General features: G+C 70.0%; 20 protein-coding genes. 5 read left to right on the top strand and 15 right to left on the bottom strand.

Features of this window, described 5'->3' with window-relative positions:
- The first annotated feature begins 113 nt into the window (after window positions 1–113).
- Entirely contained in the window at window positions 114–716 is a 603-nt protein-coding gene (locus E5082_RS00480; protein WP_135789341.1) for a Uma2 family endonuclease, read from the top strand.
- Window positions 717–782: 66 nt separating this feature from the next.
- Here E5082_RS00480 and nuoN read toward each other — a convergent pair whose 3' ends face one another.
- From nuoN to E5082_RS00410, 14 genes are read right to left on the bottom strand one after another with little or no spacing between them, the layout of a single operon-like run.
- Window positions 783–2,432 (bottom strand): NADH-quinone oxidoreductase subunit NuoN, encoded by a 1,650-nt coding sequence (gene nuoN / locus E5082_RS00475; RefSeq protein ID WP_135789340.1) that lies wholly within the window; start codon window positions 2,430–2,432, stop codon window positions 783–785.
- Complete coding sequence (locus E5082_RS00470; protein ID WP_135789339.1) at window positions 2,429–4,000, bottom strand: NADH-quinone oxidoreductase subunit M; 1,572 nt, start codon at window positions 3,998–4,000, stop codon at window positions 2,429–2,431. The genes nuoN and E5082_RS00470 overlap by 4 nt, the downstream gene beginning before the upstream one ends.
- A gap of 5 nt (window positions 4,001–4,005) precedes the next feature.
- On the bottom strand, window positions 4,006–5,952 hold the full coding sequence (nuoL, locus tag E5082_RS00465) for an NADH-quinone oxidoreductase subunit L (RefSeq protein WP_135789338.1): 1,947 nt from the start codon (window positions 5,950–5,952) through the stop codon (window positions 4,006–4,008).
- A gap of 15 nt (window positions 5,953–5,967) precedes the next feature.
- Window positions 5,968–6,267, bottom strand: coding sequence for an NADH-quinone oxidoreductase subunit NuoK (nuoK, locus tag E5082_RS00460; protein WP_030742982.1), 300 nt, complete (start codon window positions 6,265–6,267; stop codon window positions 5,968–5,970).
- Window positions 6,264–7,106 (bottom strand): NADH-quinone oxidoreductase subunit J, encoded by an 843-nt coding sequence (locus tag E5082_RS00455; RefSeq protein WP_135789337.1) that lies wholly within the window; start codon window positions 7,104–7,106, stop codon window positions 6,264–6,266. Before E5082_RS00455 ends, nuoK begins: the two co-directional genes overlap by 4 nt.
- A complete protein-coding gene (gene nuoI / locus E5082_RS00450; RefSeq protein ID WP_135789336.1) occupies window positions 7,103–7,702 on the bottom strand; it encodes an NADH-quinone oxidoreductase subunit NuoI in 600 nt (199 codons plus the stop codon). Before nuoI ends, E5082_RS00455 begins: the two co-directional genes overlap by 4 nt.
- Entirely contained in the window at window positions 7,695–9,056 is a 1,362-nt protein-coding gene (nuoH, locus tag E5082_RS00445; RefSeq protein WP_135789335.1) for an NADH-quinone oxidoreductase subunit NuoH, read from the bottom strand. Before nuoH ends, nuoI begins: the two co-directional genes overlap by 8 nt.
- Window positions 9,053–11,557 carry an NADH-quinone oxidoreductase subunit G gene (locus E5082_RS00440; RefSeq protein WP_135789334.1) on the bottom strand — a complete coding sequence of 835 codons (2,505 nt, stop codon included), beginning with the start codon at window positions 11,555–11,557 and terminating at the stop codon, window positions 9,053–9,055. Before E5082_RS00440 ends, nuoH begins: the two co-directional genes overlap by 4 nt.
- Window positions 11,554–12,903 carry an NADH-quinone oxidoreductase subunit NuoF gene (gene nuoF / locus E5082_RS00435; RefSeq protein ID WP_135789333.1) on the bottom strand — a complete coding sequence of 450 codons (1,350 nt, stop codon included), beginning with the start codon at window positions 12,901–12,903 and terminating at the stop codon, window positions 11,554–11,556. Before nuoF ends, E5082_RS00440 begins: the two co-directional genes overlap by 4 nt.
- Entirely contained in the window at window positions 12,903–13,760 is an 858-nt protein-coding gene (gene nuoE / locus E5082_RS00430; RefSeq protein ID WP_135789332.1) for an NADH-quinone oxidoreductase subunit NuoE, read from the bottom strand. The genes nuoF and nuoE overlap by 1 nt, the downstream gene beginning before the upstream one ends.
- Window positions 13,757–15,079 (bottom strand): NADH-quinone oxidoreductase subunit D, encoded by a 1,323-nt coding sequence (locus E5082_RS00425; RefSeq protein ID WP_135789331.1) that lies wholly within the window; start codon window positions 15,077–15,079, stop codon window positions 13,757–13,759. The genes nuoE and E5082_RS00425 overlap by 4 nt, the downstream gene beginning before the upstream one ends.
- The gene (locus E5082_RS00420) at window positions 15,076–15,819 is read right to left on the bottom strand and encodes an NADH-quinone oxidoreductase subunit C (RefSeq protein WP_135789330.1); all 744 of its coding nucleotides are present in this window, start codon (window positions 15,817–15,819) and stop codon (window positions 15,076–15,078) included. The genes E5082_RS00425 and E5082_RS00420 overlap by 4 nt, the downstream gene beginning before the upstream one ends.
- The gene (locus E5082_RS00415; protein ID WP_130331281.1) at window positions 15,816–16,370 is read right to left on the bottom strand and encodes a NuoB/complex I 20 kDa subunit family protein; all 555 of its coding nucleotides are present in this window, start codon (window positions 16,368–16,370) and stop codon (window positions 15,816–15,818) included. Before E5082_RS00415 ends, E5082_RS00420 begins: the two co-directional genes overlap by 4 nt.
- A gap of 14 nt (window positions 16,371–16,384) precedes the next feature.
- Window positions 16,385–16,744 carry an NADH-quinone oxidoreductase subunit A gene (locus E5082_RS00410; protein ID WP_030813697.1) on the bottom strand — a complete coding sequence of 120 codons (360 nt, stop codon included), beginning with the start codon at window positions 16,742–16,744 and terminating at the stop codon, window positions 16,385–16,387.
- A gap of 764 nt (window positions 16,745–17,508) precedes the next feature.
- Between E5082_RS00410 and E5082_RS00405 the strand changes: the two genes are divergently transcribed.
- On the top strand, window positions 17,509–18,339 hold the full coding sequence (locus E5082_RS00405) for a C40 family peptidase (protein WP_135789329.1): 831 nt from the start codon (window positions 17,509–17,511) through the stop codon (window positions 18,337–18,339).
- A 128-nt stretch (window positions 18,340–18,467) separates the two neighbouring features.
- Window positions 18,468–19,088: a peptide deformylase gene (gene def / locus E5082_RS00400; protein ID WP_135789328.1), complete on the top strand. Its 621-nt coding sequence runs from the start codon at window positions 18,468–18,470 to the stop codon at window positions 19,086–19,088.
- Window positions 19,089–19,103: 15 nt separating this feature from the next.
- Here the strand turns inward: def and E5082_RS00395 are convergent, their stop codons facing one another.
- Window positions 19,104–20,438, bottom strand: coding sequence for a geranylgeranyl reductase family protein (locus tag E5082_RS00395; protein WP_086693599.1), 1,335 nt, complete (start codon window positions 20,436–20,438; stop codon window positions 19,104–19,106).
- A gap of 20 nt (window positions 20,439–20,458) precedes the next feature.
- Between E5082_RS00395 and E5082_RS00390 the strand changes: the two genes are divergently transcribed.
- Together E5082_RS00390 and E5082_RS00385 are read left to right on the top strand one after the other, a co-directional pair.
- Window positions 20,459–20,992, top strand: coding sequence for a GNAT family N-acetyltransferase (locus E5082_RS00390; RefSeq protein WP_167513957.1), 534 nt, complete (start codon window positions 20,459–20,461; stop codon window positions 20,990–20,992).
- A 119-nt stretch (window positions 20,993–21,111) separates the two neighbouring features.
- Complete coding sequence (locus tag E5082_RS00385) at window positions 21,112–21,420, top strand: PASTA domain-containing protein (protein WP_268255647.1); 309 nt, start codon at window positions 21,112–21,114, stop codon at window positions 21,418–21,420.
- Window position 21,421 lies beyond the last annotated feature (1 nt).

The raw sequence follows: 21,421 nt of genomic DNA, 5'->3' as shown, positions 1-21,421 counted from the left end.
TGCCTGGCCACTCGTCCGGAACACGGTCATAGTTCACACGTTCGCGGGAGACCTGCCCGTTTCCCGTCGATAGTCTGGATGCTCCGGCGAGACTCCGTCCCATGGGAGCACTGATGAGCGTCGCACCGAAGGCGTCCACACCCGCCTGGCCGACCCCGCCGAAGGGCGGGTGGACCGCCGACGACCTGGACCAGCTTCCGAATCTTCCTCCGCACACGGAGCTGATCGACGGGCGCCTCGTCTTCGTGAGTCCGCAGACCATCTTTCATGAGCGTGCCATCGACTTCCTCAAGTGGCAGCTTCAGTCCGTCGCACCGGACGACTTCGAGATCTTCCGCGAACTCACCATCGATCTGGACCAGCAGAACAGGCCGGAACCCGACGTGGTCGTGGTGCGCGCGGACGCAGCGGAAGACCTGACGCAGACGCGATTTCCCGTGAGCGCGGTCCTGCTGGCCATCGAGGTCATGTCCGAGGAGTCCGCCTCCCGCGACCGAGAGACCAAGCCGATGAAGTACGCCCGCGCGAAGATCCCGCACTACTGGCGGGTCGAGAACGAGCGGGGGCGCGCCGTGATCCACGCCTTCGAGCTGGAGCCGACCACTGGTACGTACACCAGCGTGGGCATCTTCCGGGATCGGATGAAGGTCGAGGCGCCGTTCCCCATCGACCTGGACCTCACCAGGATCAAGACCCGCCGGGACACAGCCGAGTAGCCACCGCTCGCACACGCACGACGGCCCGGCCCCCGCAACTGCGGGGTGCCGGGCCGTCGTGTCGGGTCAGCGGACGAACACCCCCGCCTGCCCCGCCAGATCCAGGAAGTACTGGGGTGCCACGCCCAGGACCACCGTCACCGCCACGCCCACCGCGATGGCGGTCATGGTCAGGGGGGAGGGGACCGCGACCGTGGGGCCGTTGGGCTGGGGGTCGCTGAAGAACATGAGGACGATGACGCGGATGTAGAAGAAGGCGGCGATGGCCGAGGAGATGACGCCGACCACGACCAGGGGAGCCGCGCCGCCCTCCGCCGCCGCCCGGAAGACCGCGAACTTCCCCGCGAAGCCGCTGGTCAGCGGGATGCCGGCGAAGGCGAGCAGGAAGACGGCGAAGACCGCGGCGACCAGGGGTGAGCGGCGGCCGAGGCCGGCCCACTGGGAGAGGTGCGTCGCCTCGCCGCCCGCGTCGCGGACAAGGGTGACCACGGCGAAGGCGCCGATCGTCACGAAGGAGTACCCGGCGAGGTAGAAGAGGACCGCCGAGACCCCGTCCTCCGTCGTCGCGATCACACCGGCGAGGATGAAGCCCGCGTGCGCGATGGACGAGTACGCCAGCAGCCGCTTGATGTCGGTCTGGGTGATCGCGACGATCGCGCCGGCCAGCATGGTGACGATCGCCACGCCCCACATCACCGGCCGCCAGTCCCAGCGCAGTCCCGGCAGCACCACGTACAGCAGCCGCAGCAGGGCGCCGAACGCGGCCACCTTGGTCGCGGCCGCCATGAAGCCGGTCACCGGGGTCGGGGCGCCCTGGTACACGTCCGGGGTCCACATGTGGAACGGCACCGCGCCCACCTTGAACAGCAGGCCCATCACCAGCAGCGCCATGCCGATCAGCAGCAGCGCGTCGTTGCCCATGGTGTTCGCGAGCGCCGGGTCGACCCCGCTGACCGTGCCGTCCACGACCTGCGCGATGCGCGCGTAGGACACCGAGCCCGCGTACCCGTACAGCAGGGCGATGCCGAACAGGGTGAACGCCGAGGCGAACGCGCCCAGCAGGAAGTACTTGACCGCGGCCTCCTGCGACATCAGCCGCTTGCGGCGGGCCAGCGCGCACAGCAGGTACAGCGGGAGGGAGAGCACCTCCAGGGCGACGAACAGCGTCAGCAGGTCGTTCGCCGCAGGGAAGACCAGCATGCCCGCGACCGCGAAGAGCAGCAGCGGGAACACCTCGGTGGTGGTGAACCCGGCCTTGACCGCCGCCTGTTCACCCTCACCGCCCGGTACCGAGGCGGCCTGCGCCGCGAAGGAGTCGACCCGGTTGCCGTGCGCCGCCGGGTCGAGGCGCCGCTCGGCGAAGGTGAACAGGCCTACCAGCGCGGCCAGCAGGATCGTGCCCTCCAGGAACAGCGCCGGGCCGTCCACCGCGACCGCGCCCATGGCGGCGATGTGCGCCTTCGTGGTGCCGTACCCGCCCGCCGCGAGCGCGACGACCGCCGCGAAGGCGGCGCACAGCGCCACGGCGGAGACGAACACCTGGGCGTAGTAACGGGAGCGGCGCGGCACGAACGCCTCGATGAGCACCCCGATGAGGGCGGCGCCGATGACGATCAGCGTCGGCGACAATTGTCCGTATTCGATCTTCGGCGCGTCGATCTTCGAGATCGGATCGGCCGCCGTTGTCCACAGGCTGTGGACGGCTGCTGCGCTCACTTGGCCGCCTCCACCGCGGGCTTGGGGTCCTTCTGCTGGACATCGGACATGGTCTGCTTGACCGCCGGGTCGACGATGCTGGTCAGCGGCTTCGGGTAGACACCGAGGAAGACCAGCAGCACGATCAGCGGCGCGACCACCAGCACCTCACGCACCCTCAGGTCGGGCATCGCCGAGACCTCCGGCTTCACCGGACCGGTCATCGTGCGCTGGTACAGCACCAGCGTGTACAGCGCGGCCAGCACGATGCCGACCGTGGCGATGATCCCGATCACCGGGTACCGGCTGAACGTGCCGACCAGTACCAGGAACTCGCTGACGAACGGCGCCAGTCCGGGCAGCGACAGGGTCGCCAGGCCGCCGATCAGGAAGGTGCCGGCGAGCACCGGGGCGACCTTCTGCACACCGCCGTAGTCCGCGATGAGCCGGGAGCCGCGCCGGGAGATCAGGAAGCCCGCGACCAGCATGAGCGCGGCCGTCGAGATGCCGTGGTTGACCATGTAGAGGGTCGCGCCGGACTGGCCCTGGGTCGTCATGGCGAAGATGCCCATCACGATGAAGCCGAAGTGCGAGATCGACGCGTAGGCCACCAGCCGCTTGATGTCCCGCTGGCCGACCGCGAGCAGCGCCCCGTAGACGATGCTGATCAGGGCGAGGACGAGGATCACCGGCGTCGCCCACTTCGACGCCTCCGGGAAGAGCTGGAGGCAGAAGCGGAGCATGGCGAAGGTGCCGACCTTGTCGACCACCGCGGTGATGAGCACCGCGACCGGCGCGGTGGACTCCTGCATGGCGTTGGGCAGCCAGGTGTGGAGCGGCCACAGCGGGGCCTTCACCGCGAAGGCGAAGAAGAAGCCGAGGAACAGCCAGCGTTCGGTGCTCGTCGCCATGGTCAGCGAGCCGTCGGCCCGCGCCTGGACGATCTCCTGGAGGCTGAAACTCCCGGCGACCACGTACAGCCCGATCACCGCGGCCAGCATGATCAGACCGCCGGCCAGGTTGTAGAGGAGGAACTTCACCGCCGCGTACGACCGCTGGGTGGACGCGGCCTCCTCGCCCTGGCTGTGGGCCCGGTCCCCGAAGCCGCCGATGAGGAAGTACATCGGGATCAGCATGGCTTCGAAGAAGATGTAGAAGACGAAGACGTCGGTCGCCTCGAAGGAGATGATCACCATCGCCTCGACGGCCAGGATCAGCGCGAAGAAGCCCTGCGTGGGCCGCCACCGCCTGCTGCCCGTCTCCAGGGGGTCGGCGTCGTGCCAGCCCGCCAGCACGATGAACGGCATCAGCACCGCGGTCAGCCCGATCAGGGCCACCGCGATGCCGTCCACGCCCAGTTCGTAGCGCACCCCGAAGTCCCTGATCCAGGAGTGGGACTCGGTGAGCTGGTAGCGGGCGCCGTCCGGGTCGAAGCGGACCAGGACGACGATCGCCAGCGCGAGCGTGGCCAGGGAGACCAGCAGGGCCAGCCACTTGGCGGCGGTGCGCTGCCGGGCCGGCACGGCGGCCGTGGCCACCGCACCGAGCGCCGGGAGCGCGGCTGTCGCTGTCAGCAGAGGAAAGGACATCGGTATCAGACCGCCCTCATCAGCAGCGTCGCGGCGACCAGGAGGGCCGCGCCGCCGAACATCGAGACCGCGTAGGAGCGGGCGAAGCCGTTCTGGACACGGCGCAGCCGCCCGGACAGGCCGCCGAAACCGGCCGCCGAGCCGTTGACGACACCGTCGACCAGGGTGTGGTCGACATAGACCAGCGAGCGCGTCAGATGCTCGCCGCCGCGCACCAGCACGACATGGTTGAAGTCGTCCTGGTAGAGGTCGCGCCGGGCGGCGCGGGTGAGCACGGAGCCGCGCGGGGCGTGCGCGGGTACGGGCTTGCGGCCGTACTGCGCCCAGGCCAGGCCCACGCCGAGGACCAGGCAGACCATGGTGGCGCCGGTGACGGTGAGCGCGCTCAGCGGGGAGTGGCCCTCGCTGTGCCCGGTGACCGGCTCCAGCCAGTGCAGGAAGCGGTCACCCACGTCGAAGAAGGCACCCCCGGCCACCGAACCGACGGCCAGCACGATCATCGGGATCGTCATGGTCCGCGGGGACTCGTGCGGGTGCGGCTCACCGTGCGCGCCCTGGTGCTCGGCGGCGGGTTCGGCGCTCGGGGCCTCGGGGGACTTGGTCGGCTGGTTCTTCCAGCGGGGTTCGCCGAAGAACGTCATCAGCATCACGCGGGTCATGTAGAAGGCGGTGATCGCCGCGCCCAGCAGGGCCACCCCGCCCAGAATCCAGCCCTCGGCGCCGCCCTTGGCGAAGGCCGCCTCGATGATCTTGTCCTTGGAGAAGAAGCCGGACAGACCCGGGAAGCCGATGATCGCGAGGTAGCCGAGGCCGAAGGTGACGAAGGTGATCGGCATGTACTTCCGCAGGCCGCCGTACTTGCGCATGTCGACCTCGTCGTTCATGCCGTGCATCACCGAACCGGCGCCGAGGAACAGCCCGGCCTTGAAGAAGCCGTGGGTGACCAGGTGCATGATCGCGAAGACGTACCCGATCGGGCCGAGGCCGGCCGCGAGGACCATGTAGCCGATCTGCGACATGGTCGAGCCGGCCAGCGCCTTCTTGATGTCGTCCTTGGCGCAACCGACGATCGCACCGAACAGCAGCGTGACCCCGCCGACGACGGTGACCACGAGCTGCGCGTCCGGCGCGCCGTTGAAGATCGCGGCGGAGCGGACGATGAGATAGACGCCCGCCGTGACCATGGTGGCCGCGTGGATCAGGGCCGAGACCGGGGTCGGGCCCTCCATCGCGTCCCCGAGCCAGGACTGGAGCGGCACCTGGGCGGACTTGCCGCACGCGGCGAGCAGCAGCATCAGGCCGATCGCGGTGAGCCGGCCCTCGGACGCGTCGCCCGCGTGCTCCAGCACCGGGCCGAAGGCGAAGGTGCCGAAGGTGGTGAACATCAGCATGATGGCGATGGACAGGCCCACGTCGCCGACCCGGTTGACCAGGAACGCCTTCTTCGCGGCGGTCGCGGCGCTGGGCTTGTGCTGCCAGAAGCCGATCAGCAGGTACGAGGCGAGGCCCACGCCCTCCCAGCCGACGTACAGCAGCAGGTAGTTGTCGGCGAGGACCAGCAGGAGCATCGCCGCGAGGAACAGGTTGAGGTAGCCGAAGAAGCGGCGGCGCCGCTCGTCGTGCTCCATGTACCCGATGGAGTACAGATGGATCAGCGAGCCGACCCCGGTGATCAGCAGCACGAACGTCATCGACAGCTGGTCGAGCCGCAGCGTGACGTCGGCCTGGAAGTCACCGACCGGGATCCAGCTCCACAGGTGCTGGGTCCAGGTGCGGTGTTCGGCGTCCTTGCCGAGCAGCCCGGCGAACAGGACCAGGCCGACGACGAAGGAGGCGGTCGACAGCAGGGTGCCGACCCAGTGGCCGACGGCGTCGAGGCGCCGGCCGCCGAGCAGGAGCACGACGGCTCCGAGCAGGGGCGCCGCGATGAGCAGCGCGATCAGGTTCTCCACGATTCTTCCGACCCCTTACAGCTTCATCAGGCTGGCGTCGTCGACCGAGGCCGAGTGGCGGGTGCGGAACAGCGACACGATGATCGCCAGGCCCACCACGACCTCCGCGGCGGCGACGACCATCGTGAAGAACGCGATGATCTGGCCGTCGAGGTTGCCGTGCATCCGGGAGAAGGTGACGAAGGCGAGGTTGCAGGCGTTGAGCATCAGCTCCACGCACATGAACACCACGATCGCGTTCCGCCGGATCAGCACGCCGGTGGCGCCGATGGTGAACAACAGGGCCGCGAGATAGAGGTAGTTGACGGGGTTCACTGCGCCGCGTCCTCCGTCCGCTTGAAGGTGGCCGGGGTGTTCTCCGTGCGCTCCAGGCGTTCCTCCGCGCGCTGTTCCAGCGCCTTGAGGTCGCCGAGGGCCTGGGCGGAGACGTCCCGGATCTGACCGCGTTCGCGCAGCGTCCGGCTGACGCTCAGCTCGGCGGGGGTGCCGTCGGGCAGCAGGCCCGCGATGTCCACCGCGTTGTGCCGGGCGTAGACGCCGGGGGCGGGCAGCGGCGGTACGTGCTTGCCCTCGCGGACCCGCTCGGCCGCCAGCTCGCGCTGGGTCTTGGCCCGCTCGGTGCGCTCGCGGTGGGTGAGCACCATGGCGCCGATCGCGGCGGTGATCAGCAGGGCGCCGGTCAGCTCGAAGGCGAAGACGTACTTAGTGAAGATGAGGGTCGCCAGGCCCTCCACGTTGCCGCCCGCGTTGGCCTGGCCGGTGCCGTTGAACTGGGTGAGCGAGGCGTGGGCGATGCCGCCCAGCAGCAGGACGCCGAAGCCGAGCCCGCAGAGCAGGGCCAGCCAGCGCTGGCCCCTGATGGTCTCCTTCAGGGAGTCCGCGGCGGTCACGCCGACGAGCATCACCACGAAGAGGAAGAGCATCATGATCGCGCCGGTGTAGACGACGATCTGCACGACCCCCAGGAAATAGGCGCCGTTGGCGAGGTAGAACACCGCCAGGACGATCATGGTCCCGGCGAGACAGAGCGCGCTGTGCACCGCGCGCCGCATGAGGACGGTGCACAGGGCGCCGATCACGGCGACGCTGCCGAGAATCCAGAACTGGACCGCTTCTCCGGTGGAAGTGGAGTAGGCGGCGAGCTGTGTGCTCATGCCTCCACCCCCTCTTCGGGCTTCTCGCCCTTGGAGGTGGCCACCTGGCGGACCGTGCCGGGGGCGGCCTCGGTCACCAGGCCCCGGTAGTAGTCCTGTTCGTCGGTGCCGGGGAAGATCGCGTGCGGGGTGTCGACCATGCCCTCGTCCAGACCGGCGAGCAACTGCTCCTTGGTGTAGATGAGGTTGGCCCGGCTGGAGTCGGCCAGCTCGAACTCGTTGGTCATCGTGAGCGCGCGGGTTGGGCACGCCTCGATGCACAGGCCGCACAGGATGCAGCGGGCGTAGTTGATCTGGTAGACGCGGCCGTACCGCTCGCCCGGCGAGTAGCGCTCCTCGTCGGTGTTGTCGGCGCCCTCGACATAGATGGCGTCGGCGGGGCAGGCCCAGGCGCACAGCTCGCAGCCGACGCACTTCTCCAGGCCGTCCGGATGGCGGTTGAGCTGGTGCCGTCCGTGGAAGCGGGGAGCGGTGGTCTTCTTCTGCTCCGGGTACTGCTCGGTCAGCCGCTTCTTGAACATGGCCTTGAAGGTCACGGCGAAGCCGGCCACGGGATTCTGGAAACCGGGTGCGGTCTCCTTGGGCTCCTCAGCCATCGGACGCCTCCTTTCCATCCGAAGTTCCGTCACTGACAGTGTCCACTCCACCACTGACAATCAGCTCCCGCTCCTGGCGCGGACGGCGCCTGGGCACCGCGGGCAACTGCTGTCCGGGCAGCGGCGGTACGGGGAAACCGCCCGCCAGCGGATCGAACGCGGGCTGCGGGGCCTGCTGTTCGGCCGTCTTGGCCTTGTCGCGGAACATGTCGGCGACGAAGGAGATCAGCAGCAGGGCGAGCACACCGCCGCCGACGTAGAGCGCGATGTCGGCGAAGTCGTAGTTCTCGTTGCGCAGCACCCGCACGGTCGCCACCAGCATCAGCCAGACCACCGAGACCGGGATCAGGACCTTCCAGCCGAGCTTCATGAGCTGGTCGTAGCGGACGCGGGGGAGCGTGCCGCGCAGCCAGATGAAGAAGAACAGCAGGAGCTGGACCTTGATGACGAACCAGAGCATCGGCCACCAGCCGTGGTTGGCGCCCTCCCAGAAGGTGCTGATGGGCCAGGGGGCCCGCCAGCCGCCGAGGAAGAGGGTGGCCGTCACCGCCGACACCGTCACCATGTTCATGTACTCGGCGAGCATGAACAGCGCGAACTTGATCGACGAGTACTCGGTGTTGAAACCGCCGACCAGGTCGCCCTCGGACTCCGGCATGTCGAAGGGGGCGCGGTTGGTCTCGCCCACCATCGTGATGACGTAGAGGACGAAGGAGACCGGCAGCAGCAGGATGTACCAGCGGTCGTGCTGCTGTTCCACGATGGCGGAGGTCGACATCGACCCCGAGTACAGGAACACCGAGGCGAACGCGGCGCCCATGGCGATCTCGTACGAGATCATCTGCGCGCAGGAGCGCAGACCGCCCAGGAGCGGGTAGGTCGAGCCGCTGCTCCAGCCGGCCAGCACGATGCCGTAGATGCCGACCGAGGCGACGGCCAGGATGTACAGCATCGCGATCGGCAGGTCGGTGAGCTGCATCGTGGTGCGGTGGCCGAAGATCGAGATCTCGTTGCCGGCCGGGCCGAACGGGATGACCGCGATCGCCATGCAGGCCGGGATGGCGGCGACGATCGGCGCGAGGACGTAGATCACCTTGTCCGCGCGCTTGACGACGACGTCCTCCTTGAGCATCAGCTTCACGCCGTCGGCGAGCGACTGGAGCATGCCCCAGGGGCCGTGCCGGTTGGGGCCGATGCGCAACTGCATCCAGGCGACGACCTTGCGCTCCCAGACGATGGACAGCAGCACCGTCAGCATCAGGAACGCGAAGCAGAACACCGCCTTGACGACGACCAGCCACCACGGGTCGCGGCCGAACAGCGAGAGGTCTTCAGCGGCGAGGAACGGGCTCATCCTCGAACCTCCTTGGGGGCCTCGTCGGCGTGCACCGCCGGGCCGATACGGACGAGGGAGCCGGGCCGGGCCCCGGTGTCGGAGGCGACGCCCCGGCCGGCCGAGTCCAGGGGGAGCCAGACCACCCGGTCGGGCATCTCCGTGATCTCCAACGGGAATTCGGTCGTCCCGGCGGGGCCGGTGACGGCGAGCGTGTCGCCGTCCTTGACGCCCGCCTCGGCGGCTGTCGCCGCGGACACGCGCGCGTGGGCGGCGTGCCGGGTGCCGGCCAGCGCCTCGTCGCCCTGCTGGAGGACGCCGAGGTCGAGCAGGAGCCGGTGTCCGGCGAGCACGGCCTCCCCGGCCGCCGGGCGGGGCAGCGCGGCCCCGCTGTGCAGCGGGTCGGCGGCCGTGGCCCCGGTCCAGCCGCCGAGCCGGTCGATCTCCGCGCGGGCGGTGCGCAGGTCCGGCAGGCCCAGGTGGACGTCCATGGCGTCGGCCAGCATCTGCAGGACGCGGGCGTCGGCCGGGGCGAGACGGCGGGCCATCTGGTCGGGCTTGAGCGCGGCCTCGAAGAAGCGGACCCGGCCCTCCCAGTTGAGGAAGGTGCCCGTCTTCTCGACCACCGCCGCGACCGGCAGCACCACGTCGGCGCGCTCGGTGACCTCGCTGGGCCGCAGCTCCAGCGAGACCAGGAAGCCGACGCTGTCGAGCGCCTCACGCGCACGTGCCGGGTCGGGCAGGTCGGCGACCTCCACCCCGGCGACGAGCAGCGCGGACAGCTCGCCGGTGGCGGCGGCCTCCACGATCTGCTGGGTGTCGCGGCCGTAGCGGGCGGGGAGCTCGGCCAGCCCCCAGGCGGCGGCGACCTCCTCCCGCGCGCGCGGGTCCGTGGCCGGACGGCCGCCCGGCAGCAGCGAGGGCAGCGCGCCCGCCTCGACGGCGCCGCGCTCCCCCGCCCGCCGGGGAATCCACACCAGGCGGGCGCCGGTCGCGGCCGCCGCGCGCGTGGCGGCGGTCAGGCCGCCCGCGACGCCCGCGAGCCGCTCGCCGACCACGATCACGGCGCCTTCGGCGCGCAGCGCCTCGGCCGCCTCGGTGCCGGCGTCCTCCAGGCCGACCCCGCCGGCCAGCGCGTCCAGCCACTCGGGCTCGGTGCCGGGCGCGGCCGGCAGCAGCGTGCCGCCCGCCTTGGTCAGGCCCCGGGTGGCGTGCGTGGCCAGGGAGTACACCTTCTGGCCGCGCTTGCGCCACGCCTTGCGCAGCCGCAGGAAGACGCCGGGCGCCTCCTCCTCGGCCTCGAACCCGACCAGCAGCACGGCGGGCGCCTGCTCCAGCGCGGTGTAGGTGACCCCGGTGCCGTCGAGGTCGCGGCCCCGGCCGGCCACCCGGGCGGCCAGGAAGTCGGCCTCCTCGCCGCTGTGCACGCGGGCGCGGAAGTCGATGTCGTTGGTGTCGAGCGCCACTCGCGCGAACTTGCTGTACGCGTACGCGTCCTCGACCGTCAGCCGACCCCCGGTGAGCACGCCGGCGCGGGAGCGGGCGGCGCCGAGGCCCCGCGCGGCCGCGTCCAGCGCCTCCGGCCAGGAGGCGGGCTCCAGCACGCCCTCGGCGTTGCGGACCAGCGGGGTGTCGAGCCGGTCGCGCAGCTGGGCGTAGCGGAAGGCGAACCGGCCCTTGTCGCAGACCCAGTCCTCGTTGACCTCCGGGTCGTTGGCGGCGAGCCGCCGCATGACCTTGCCGCGCCGGTGGTCGGTACGGGTGGCGCAGCCGCCCGAGCAGTGCTCGCACACCGACGGCGAGGAGATGAGGTCGAAGGGGCGCGAGCGGAACCGGTAGGCGGCCGAGGTGAGCGCGCCCACCGGGCAGATCTGGATGGTGTTGCCGGAGAAGTACGACTCGAACGGGTCGCCCTCTCCGGTGCCGACCTGCTGGAGCGCGCCCCGCTCGATCAGCTCGATCATCGGGTCGCCCGCCACCTGGTTGGAGAACCGGGTGCAGCGGGCGCACAGCACGCACCGCTCGCGGTCGAGCAGCACCTGGGTGGAGATGGGCACCGGCTTGGCGTAGGTGCGCTTGCGGCCCTCGAAGCGGGACTCGGCGTTGCCGTGCGACATGGCCTGGTTCTGCAGCGGGCACTCGCCGCCCTTGTCGCAGACCGGGCAGTCCAGCGGGTGGTTGATGAGCAGCAGCTCCATCACCCCGTGCTGCGCCTTCTCGGCGACCGGCGAGGTGAGCTGGGTCTTCACCACCATGCCGTCGGTGCAGGTGATGGTGCAGGACGCCATCGGCTTGCGCTGGCCCTCCACCTCCACGATGCACTGGCGGCAGGCGCCGGCCGGGTCCAGCAGGGGGTGGTCGCAGAAGCGCGGGATCTCGATGCCGAGCTGCTCGGCGGCCCGGATGACCAGGGTGCCCTTGGGCACGCTGATCTCGATGCCGTCGATCGTCAGCGAGACGAGGTCCTCCGGCGGGACCGCCGCCTGCCCCCCGCCTGAGAGGGCACTGGTGGTCACGGTCATGCGTTCACCTCCGGGCGGTCCGCCCAGGCCGTCGACTTGGCCGGGTCGAAGGGGCAGCCCCGGCCCGTGATGTGCTGCTCGTACTCCTCGCGGAAGTACTTCAGCGAGGAGAAGATCGGCGAGGCCGCGCCGTCGCCCAGGGCGCAGAAGGACTTGCCGTTGATGTTGTCGGCGATGTCGTTCAGCTTGTCGAGGTCGCTCATCGACCCCTTGCCCGCCTCGATGTCCCGCAGCAACTGCACCAGCCAGTACGTCCCTTCGCGGCAGGGCGTGCACTTGCCGCAGGACTCGTGGGCGTAGAACTCGGTCCAGCGGGTGACCGCCCGCACCACGCAGGTGGTCTCGTCGAAGCACTGGAGCGCCTTGGTGCCGAGCATGGAGCCGGCGGCGCCGACCCCCTCGTAGTCGAGGGGGACGTCGAGGTGTTCGTCGGTGAACATCGGGGTGGAGGACCCGCCCGGCGTCCAGAACTTCAGCCGGTGGCCGGGGCGCATGCCGCCGCTCATGTCGAGCAGCTGGCGCAGGGTGATGCCGAGCGGCGCCTCGTACTGGCCGGGGCTGGCGACGTGCCCGCTGAGCGAGTACAGCGTGAAGCCGGGTGACTTCTCGCTGCCCATCGAGCGGAACCAGTCCTTGCCCTGGTGCAGGATCGCGGGGACCGAGGCGATCGACTCGACGTTGTTCACCACGGTGGGGCAGGCGTACAGGCCCTCGACGGCCGGGAAGGGGGGCCGCAACCGCGGCTGGCCCCGGCGGCCTTCGAGCGAGTCGAGCAGCGCGGTCTCCTCGCCGCAGATGTACGCGCCCGCGCCCGCGTGCACGGTGAGTTCGAGGTCGAGTCCGCTGCCGAGGATGTCCCGGCCGAGGTACCCGGCCTCGTACGCCTCGCGCACCGCCTCGTGCAGCCTGCGCAGGACGGGGACGACCTCGCCGCGCAGGTAGACGAAGGCGTGCGAGGAGCGGATCGCGTAGCAGGCGATCACGATGCCCTCGATGAGGCTGTGCGGGTTGGCGTAGAGGAGCGGGATGTCCTTGCAGGTGCCGGGCTCGGACTCGTCGGCGTTGACGACGAGGTAGTGCGGCTTGCCGTCGCCCTGCGGGATGAACTGCCACTTCATGCCGGTCGGGAAGCCCGCGCCGCCGCGGCCGCGCAGACCGGACTCCTTGACGTAGGCGATCAGGTCGTCCGGGGACATGGCGAGCGCCTTGCGCAGGCCCTCGTAGCCGTCGTGCCGCCGGTAGACGTCCAGGGTCCAGGAGCGGTCCTCGTCCCAGAAGGCCGAGAGCACGGGGGCGAGCAGCTTCTCGGGGCTGGTGTCGTCCTTGACGTCGGTGACCACGGTCATCACTCCCCCTCCTCTGCGGTCGGGCCGGACGGGTGCGCCGGGTCGGAGGCCGAGGTGTCGACCGGGTCGTGGGCGCTGAGCCGCTCGGTGGGCGAGGGCTCGTGCACCGGCTCCTCGCGCGGGGCCGCGTCGCGCGGGTGGACCACGCGCGCGGGCTGGGTCTCGCCCTTGGCCAGGCGGAGGCCGACCAGGGAGGCGTGGCCCGCGCTGCCGCCCTCCTCGACGGCGCCGGGGCGCTCGTCGGGGAAGCCGGCCAGGATGCGGGCGGTCTCCTTGAAGGTGCACAGCCGGGCGCCGCGCGTGGGCTCCACGCTCTGCCCGGCGCGCAGGTCGTCGACGAGGCGGGTGGCGCTGGCCGGGGTCTGGTTGTCGAAGAACTCCCAGTTGACCATCACCACCGGCGCGTAGTCGCAGGCCGCGTTGCACTCGATGTGCTCCAGGGTGACCTTGCCGTCGCCGGTGGTCTCGCCGTTGCCGACGCCCAGGTGCTCCTGGAGGGTCTCGAAGATGGCGTCGCCGCCCATGACCGCGCACAGCGTGTTGGTGCAGACGCCCACCTGGTAGTCGCCGGAGGGGCGGCGCCGGTACATGGAGTAGAAGGTGGCGACCGCGGTGACCTCGGCGGTGGTCAGCTCCAGCACGTCGGCGCAGAACTTCATGCCGGTCCGGGTGACGTAGCCGTCCTCGGACTGCACGAGGTGCAGCAGCGGCAGCAGGGCGGAGCGGGAGTCGGGGTAGCGCGCGATCACCTCGCGCGCGTCCGCCTCCAGCCGGGCCCGGACGTCGTCCGGGTAGGCGGGCGGGGGCAGTTCCGGCATGCCCAGGCCGACGCCCCGCTCGGAAGAAGAGGTGGTCACCGGTCGACGCCTCCCATCACGGGGTCGATGGACGCCACGGCCACGATGACGTCGGCGACCTGGCCGCCCTCGCACATCGCCGCCATGGCCTGGAGATTGGTGAAGGACGGGTCGCGGAAATGGACCCGGAAGGGACGGGTGCCGCCGTCGGAGACGGCGTGCACGCCGAGTTCGCCCTTGGGTGACTCGACGGCCGCGTACGCCTGGCCCGGCGGGACCCGGAAGCCCTCGGTGACCAGCTTGAAGTGGTGGATCAGGGCCTCCATGGAGGTGCCCATGATCTTCTTGATGTGGTCCAGCGAGTTGCCGAGCCCGTCCGGGCCGAGCGCGAGCTGCGCGGGCCAGGCGATCTTCTTGTCGGCGACCATGACCGGGCCCGGCTGGAGCCGGTCCAGGCACTGCTCGATGATCCTGAGCGACTGGCGCATCTCCTCCAGCCGGATCAGGAAGCGGCCGTAGGAGTCGCAGGTCTCGGCGGTGGGGACGTCGAAGTCGTAGGTCTCGTAACCGCAGTACGGCTGGGTCTTGCGCAGGTCGTGCGGCAGGCCCGTGGCGCGCAGGATCGGGCCGGTGGCGCCGAGCGCCATGCAGCCGGCCAGGTCGAGGTGGCCGACGTCCTGCATACGGGCCTTGAAGATGGGGTTCCCGGTGGCCAGCTTGTCGTACTCCGGGAGGTTCTTCTTCATCTTCTTGACGAACTCGCGGATCTGGTCGACCGCGCCCGGCGGCAGGTCCTGCGCGAGTCCGCCGGGGCGGATGTACGCGTGGTTCATGCGCAGGCCGGTGATCAGCTCGTAGATGTCGAGGATCATCTCCCGGTCGCGGAAGCCGTAGATCATGATCGTGGTGGAGCCCAGCTCCATGCCGCCGGTGGCGATGCACACCAGGTGCGACGACAGCCGGTTCAGCTCCATCAGGAGCACCCGGATGATGTCGGTCCGCTCGGTGATCTGGTCCTCGATGCCGAGCAGCTTCTCGACGGCGAGGCAGTAGGCGGTCTCGTTGAAGAAGGACGTCAGGTAGTCCATCCGCGTGACGAAGGTGGTGCCCTGCGTCCAGGTGCGGTACTCGAGGTTCTTCTCGATGCCGGTGTGCAGATAGCCGATGCCGCAGCGGGCCTCGGTGACCGTCTCGCCCTCGATCTCCAGGATGAGCCGGAGCACTCCGTGGGTGGACGGGTGCTGCGGACCCATGTTGACGACGATGCGCTCGTCGTCCGCCTTGGCCGCGGACTGGACGACCTCGTCCCAGTCGCCACCGGTGACCGTGTAGACGGTCCCCTCGGTGGTCTCGCGCGCTGACGCGTGGGAAGTGCTCACGAGTACGACCTCCGCTGGTCCGGAGCCGGGATCTGGGCGCCCTTGTACTCGACGGCGATGCCGCCGAGGGGGTAGTCCTTGCGCTGCGGGTGGCCCTGCCAGTCGTCCGGCATCATGATCCGGGTGAGGGCCGGGTGGCCGTCGAAGACGATCCCGAAGAAGTCGTACGTCTCGCGCTCGTGCCAGTCGTTGGTCGGGTAGACCGCGACCAGGGACGGGATGCGCGGGTCGGCGTCGGGGGCGCTGACCTCCAGCCGGATCAGCCGGTTGTGGGTGATCGAGCGCAGGTGGTAGACGGCGTGCAGCTCGCGGCCCTTGTCGCTCGGGTAGTGCACCCCGCTGACGCCGGTGCACAGCTCGAAGCGGAGCGCCGGGTCGTCGCGCAGGGTGCGGGCGACGCGGAGCAGGTGCTCGCGCTCGATGTGGAAGGTCAGCTCGCCGCGGTCGACGACGGTGCGCTCGATGGCGTTCTCCGGAAGCAGACCCTGCTCCTCCAGCGCGCCCTCCAGCTCGTCGGCGACCTCGTCGAACCAGCCGCCGTAGGGGCGGCTCGCCGCGCCGGGGAGCCGGATCGAGCGGACCAGGCCGTCGTAGCCGGAGGTGTCGCCGCCGTTGTTGGCGCCGAACATGCCGCGCTGGACGCGGATCTCCTCGCCCCCCTGGCCGCGCTGGCCGGGGAGGTTGGAGGCGGAGAGGTCCTTCTCGGGGTTCACACCGTTGGTGCCGTTGCCCTCGCTCACCGCAGCAGCCCCTTCATCTCGATCGTGGGCAGTGCCTGCAGCGCGGCTTCCTCGGCCTCCCGGGCCGCCGCCTCGGCGTTGACGCCGAGCTTTCCGCCCTGGATCTTCTGGTGGAGCTTGAGGATCGCGTCCATCAGCATCTCGGGGCGGGGCGGGCAGCCGGGGAGATAGATGTCGACCGGCACGATGTGGTCGACGCCCTGGACGATCGCGTAGTTGTTGAACATGCCGCCCGAGGACGCGCAGACGCCCATGGAGATGACCCACTTCGGGTTGGGCATCTGGTCGTAGACCTGCCGCAGCACCGGTGCCATCTTCTGGCTGACCCGGCCCGCGACGATCATGAGGTCGGCCTGGCGCGGTGAGCCGCGGAAGACCTCCATGCCGAAGCGGGCGAGGTCGTAGCGTCCGGCGCCGGTGGTCATCATCTCGATGGCGCAGCAGGCGAGTCCGAAGGTGGCCGGGAAGACGGACGCCTTGCGCACCCAGCCCGCGGCCTGTTCGACGGTGGTCAGCAGAAAGCCGCTCGGCAGCTTCTCTTCGAGTCCCATGACTTAAAGGCCCCTCAGTCCCATTCCAGGCCGCCGCGCCGCCATACGTACGCGTACGCGACGAAGACGGTGAGCACGAAGAGCAGCATCTCCACGAGCCCGAAGACCCCGAGCGCGTCGAAGGTGACGGCCCAGGGGTAGAGGAAGACGATCTCGATGTCGAAGACGATGAAGAGCATCGCCGTCAGGTAGTACTTGATGGGGAAGCGCCCGCCGCCGGCCGGCGTGGGGGTCGGCTCGATGCCGCATTCGTAGGCTTCGAGCTTCGCGCGGTTGTAGCGCTTCGGACCGATCAGCGCGGCCATGACCACGGAGAAGATCGCAAAGCCTGCCCCGAGGGCTCCCAGTACGAGGATGGGCGCGTACGCGTTCACCGCTCCTCGCTCCCTTCAGTCGGCATTGACTGGTGGCGGATCACGGGCTCACAGCCGCCTCTTCCGTCCCACCGACCCCACCCGTCCCGGCGAAGATCGAGAACATGTGAAGCAGGTCACAAGCCCAACTGCTCCGCATCTTATGCCCGCCGCTCTGTGATCTGCGACACGGGGTATTGCACAAGCTTTGTGATCTCCACCACCTGACGAACGATCATGAAGCCGGAGGATGGGTGATCTTCGCACGCGAAGCGTTCAGTTGATCACCAGAAGTGACAATCCCGCCCGTCGGCGCACGCCAGAAGGGGTGCGGGAGGGTTGGCTCAATATCAAGAGGGTTCCGGTGCATGCAAATTGGTGCTGGACGCATGCGACTGCTAGTGGAGGGCATTCACACCTCGGGGGGAGATCCGGGGCGCGGTGTGGACGCGGCCGGAGCGCGTGCGCGCGTTCACGAAGTCCCGGCGCGCGGCCGGTCGGCGCGGACGCGACTCTTCCGGTGACCGTTCCGTGACCTCCGCCACACCGGTGGCGGGCGTTCCGGAGCCGGGCTTGGCCATCGACCCCAACCGATGGTAGGCGCGGGGCAATTCGGACGTAATGATCAAAGACCGTGATCAACGGCCCAATGGCGCCCGTCCGCTATGTCCGTTACGGCGTCAATAAAGAGTGACGCGACCGGGTTTCGGAGATCCGATTGAACAATTGTGGCGCAGCACACGTTTGTTGAAGATATGAAGGAGCCCCTGGTACCGGTTGTTCCCATGTCCCACACCGCTCACATACGCAGCCACCGGAAGCCCCGCCGCAGCGCGTCGTCCATCGTCGTGCGGTCCGGTGTCGCCGGCGGCGTCCTCAGCACCCTGGCGGTCGCCGGAGCGGCCGGTTACGCGAACGCGGCCGAGGCCGAGCCCGTGACGCAGACGCTCGAACTCCCCACCCTCACCGCCGACGTGGCCACCCAGGTCGCTCAGTCCGCGGACGCCACCCAGCAGGCGGCCGCGAACTACGAGCTGCAGGCCGAGCGTGACGCGGCCGCCGCCAGCGCCGCGAAGCAGGCCAAGGCGGACCTCGCCGAGGCGCGGCAGAAGGCCGAGGCGAAGAAGAAGGCGCAGGAGGAGGCCCGTAAGGAGGCCGCCGCCCGTGCCACCCGCAACGCCGAGCGCACCGTGCTCTCCGCGTCCGCGTCCGCGAGCACCGACGCGGGCACCGCCACGGTCACCGGCTCGTCCAGCGCGACCGGTTCGGCCGCGGCCATCGTGTCGTTCGTGAAGTCCCAGGTCGGCAAGGCGTACGTCTCCGGCGCCACCGGCCCCTCCGCCTACGACTGCTCGGGCCTGGTCCAGACGGCGTTCAAGCAGGTCGGCATCAGCCTGCCGCGCGTCTCCCAGGACCAGTCCACGGCCGGCACCCAGGTCTCCCTGAGCAACCTCCAGCCCGGCGACATCCTCTACTGGGGCAGCGCGGGCAGCGCGTACCACGTGGGCGTCTACGTCGGCGACGGCATGTTCGTCGGCGCCCAGAACCCCTCCACGGGCGTCGTGGAGCGTCCCCTCTCCTACGACCAGCCCACCGGCGCGGTCCGGGTCCTCTGACCCCCTCCGCCCCACCCGCACGACAAGGCCGCTGCCCTCGGGGGGCAGCGGCCTTCGTGCGTCTCCTGCCATGCTCGGGCCCGGGCCGCCGCCCGGCGGCCTTCCACGGAGCAGAGGGAGACAGCGCGATGCCACGCGTGTTCGTCCAGGGAAGTCCCGTCGGCCACTACCCCCGGCACGCCCCGGAGGCCGGACGGGGTGCGGTGCGCCGCATCACCGAGACCGGCGAGGAGGTCCTGCACAAGCCGTGCCGGGACGTCACGGAGTTCGGGCCCGACCTCGCGGCCCTCATCGACGACATGTTCCGCACGATGTACGTCGCCGAGGGCGCCGGCCTCGCGGCGAACCAGGTCGGCGTCGGGCTCCGGCTCTTCGTCTACGACTGCCCCGACGACGACGGCGTCCGCCACGTCGGGCACATCGTCAACCCGGTCCTGGAACCCGCCCCGCCCGGACGGCCGTTGCTCGACGACATCGAGGGCTGCCTCTCGGTCCCCGGCGCGACGATGTCCGTCCCCCGCCCCGGACGAGCCGTCGTCCACGGCCAGGACAGGACCGGCAGCCCCCTGGTCGTCGAAGGCACCGGCTACTTCGCCCGCTGCCTCGCCCACGAGACCGACCACACCCACGGCGTCGTCTACCTGGACCGCCTCTCCAGGCGGGACAAACGGGATGCGTTGCGGCAGACCGCGGCCCGGCGGGACGAGGTGCTGTCCCGCCGGGCCGCCCGGGCGACTCGGCTGAGCTGATTCCCCCCGGGGGGATCACGCCTTCGGGGCCACCTTCGTCAGGCCGTTGATGACACGGTCCATGGTGTCGCCGCCCGTGGGGTCCGTCAGGTTGGCGAGGAGCTTGAGAACGAACTTCATCAGGAGGGGGTGGGTGAGGCCGCGCTGGGCGCCGATCTGCATGACCTTGGGGTTGCCGATGAGTTTCACGAAGGCGCGGCCGAGGGTGTAGTACCCGCCGTAGGTGTCCTTGAGGACGCGGGGGTAGCGCTGGAGGGCGATCTCGCGGGTGGCCGGGGTCGGGCGGGCGTGGGCCTGGACGATGACGTCGGCAGCGAGCTGGCCGGACTCCATGGCGTAGGCGATGCCCTCGCCGTTGAAGGGGTTCACCATGCCGCCGGCGTCACCGACCAGCAGCAGGCCCTTGGTGTAGTGCGGCTGGCGGTTGAAGGCCATCGGCAGGGCCGCGCCCCGGATCGGGCCCGTCATGTGCTCCGGGGTGTAGCCCCACTCCTCCGGCATCGACGCGCACCACGCCTTGAGCACCTCGCGCCAGTCCAGCTCCTTGAAGGACTCCGAGGTGTTCAGCACGCCGAGGCCCACGTTGGACGTGCCGTCGCCCATGCCGAAGATCCAGCCGTAGCCGGGCAGCAGGCGGTCCTGGGCGCCCCGGCGGTCCCACAGCTCCAGCCAGGACTCCAGGTAGTCGTCCTCGTGACGCGGCGACTCGAAGTACGTACGCACCGCCACGCCCATCGGACGGTCCTCCCGGCGGTGCAGGCCCATGGCGAGGGAGAGCCGGGTGGAGTTGCCGTCGGCGGCGACGACGAGGGGTGCGTGGAAGGTGACCGGGCGCTTGTCGTCGCCCAGCTTCGCCGTCACGCCCGTGATCCGGCCCGTACGGTCGTCGATGATCGGGCCACTCACATTGCACAGCTCGAACAGCCGGGCGCCCGCCTTCTGCGCCTGCCGGGCCAGCTGCTCGTCGAAGTCGTCCCGCTTCCGCACCAGCCCGAAGTTCGGGTACGAGGCGAGATCGGGCCAGTCCAGCTGGAGCCTGGAGCCGCCGCCGATGATGCGCAGGCCCTTGTTGCGCAGCCAGCCCGCCTCCTCGGAGATGTCGATACCCATGGCCACGAGCTGCTTGACCGCGCGCGGGGTCAGGCCGTCACCGCAGACCTTCTCCCTCGGGAACTCGGTCTTCTCCAGCAGCAGGACGTCGAGTCCGGCCTTGGCGAGGTGGTAGGCCGTGGTGGAGCCGGCCGGCCCCGCGCCCACGACGATCACGTCTGCGGTGTTGTCGGAGAGGGGCTCAGTCACGGCGGGTTCTCCCCAAGGTTGTGAATCTTCGTGCCGACGGGCACTGGACATGGGCAGTCTATTCAGCAGAATTGATCAACCGGCTGAAGGGCTGCTCCGTGAACCCAACTCCCCCTGTAGTACGGCTGCGTGTGCCCACCGACGAGGACGCCTTCGCCTGGCACCGGGTCTTCGCCGATCCCGAGGTCATGCGGTTCCACGGGGGGCGGGCGGCCGAGCTGTCCGTGTACGAGGAACTCACCGCCCGGCAGCGGCGGCACGACGCCGAGCTCGGGTTCTGTCTGTGGTCCGTGCTCGACGCCTCCGGGGACGTCGTCGGGTTCACCGGGGCCCAGCCCTGGCCGCACGCCTGGGGGCCCGTCGGGGAGATCGAGATCGGGTGGCGGCTGGGGCGGGCGCACTGGGGGCTGGGGTACGCGTCTGTCGCCGCGGCCGATTGTCTCGCGCGGGTTCGCTCCGCCGGGGTGCGGCGGGTGGTCGCCATGGTCGACGCCGAGAACGAGCGGTCCATCGCTGTCACCCAGCGGCTGGGGATGCGGCTCTCCGAGCGGTTCGTCACTCCCGCGTCCGAGCGGCAAGGGCTTTGCTACTCCCTTGAGTTGTGACTCTCCGTATTTGATTGTCACAGAAAGAGAGATGTCATTTCCGGGTGCTCTTCCCCGGAGTTACCCTGCCAGTACCGCTGGGGGTGACATCAGTGCGAATACCACCCAAAACGTCCGAGGTGCGTGTGCCTCGGTTTGTCGGGCTCATGGCCGTGGACGCCCGCGCGGCCGCTCGGGCCCGGGGGCTGTTTCTCAACGCGCCGGACCGGCCCGAGTTCGCGGGCGTCGTCGTGGACTACGTCGTACGGCAGTTTCCCGCGCCCGGTGCGGAAGTTCCGCCTGACTCCGTCGTCTACGTGTGGTTCGACTTCGGGGAGGGCGAAGGGGGCGGGGGTGTGCGGGAACCCCGGTTGCCCGCGCCGCCCTCCGGGGGGCTGCAGCGGGAACTCGGGGAGCCCGGGGACGCGTTCGAGATGATCGGGCGCTGAG

Origin of the sequence: Streptomyces griseoluteus, from assembly GCF_004784465.1 — a bacterium.
Lineage (GTDB): Bacteria > Actinomycetota > Actinomycetes > Streptomycetales > Streptomycetaceae > Streptomyces > Streptomyces griseoluteus.
This window is presented reverse-complemented; position numbering and strand designations above follow the sequence as displayed.

Bases quoted from the DNA above. Each gene is read 5' to 3' on its own strand.
- E5082_RS00480 (WP_135789341.1), top strand. From the start codon at position 114: ATGAGCGTCGCACCGAAGGCGTCCACACCCGCCTGGCCGACCCCGCCG.
- E5082_RS00470 (WP_135789339.1), bottom strand. From the start codon at position 4,000: ATGTCCTTTCCTCTGCTGACAGCGACAGCCGCGCTCCCGGCGCTCGGT.
- E5082_RS00455 (WP_135789337.1), bottom strand. From the start codon at position 7,106: ATGAGCACACAGCTCGCCGCCTACTCCACTTCCACCGGAGAAGCGGTC.
- nuoI (WP_135789336.1), bottom strand. From the start codon at position 7,702: ATGGCTGAGGAGCCCAAGGAGACCGCACCCGGTTTCCAGAATCCCGTG.
- nuoH (WP_135789335.1), bottom strand. From the start codon at position 9,056: ATGAGCCCGTTCCTCGCCGCTGAAGACCTCTCGCTGTTCGGCCGCGAC.
- E5082_RS00440 (WP_135789334.1), bottom strand. From the start codon at position 11,557: ATGACCGTGACCACCAGTGCCCTCTCAGGCGGGGGGCAGGCGGCGGTC.
- nuoF (WP_135789333.1), bottom strand. From the start codon at position 12,903: ATGACCGTGGTCACCGACGTCAAGGACGACACCAGCCCCGAGAAGCTG.
- E5082_RS00415 (WP_130331281.1), bottom strand. From the start codon at position 16,370: ATGGGACTCGAAGAGAAGCTGCCGAGCGGCTTTCTGCTGACCACCGTC.
- E5082_RS00405 (WP_135789329.1), top strand. From the start codon at position 17,509: ATGTCCCACACCGCTCACATACGCAGCCACCGGAAGCCCCGCCGCAGC.
- def (WP_135789328.1), top strand. From the start codon at position 18,468: ATGCCACGCGTGTTCGTCCAGGGAAGTCCCGTCGGCCACTACCCCCGG.
- E5082_RS00395 (WP_086693599.1), bottom strand. From the start codon at position 20,438: ATGTCCAGTGCCCGTCGGCACGAAGATTCACAACCTTGGGGAGAACCC.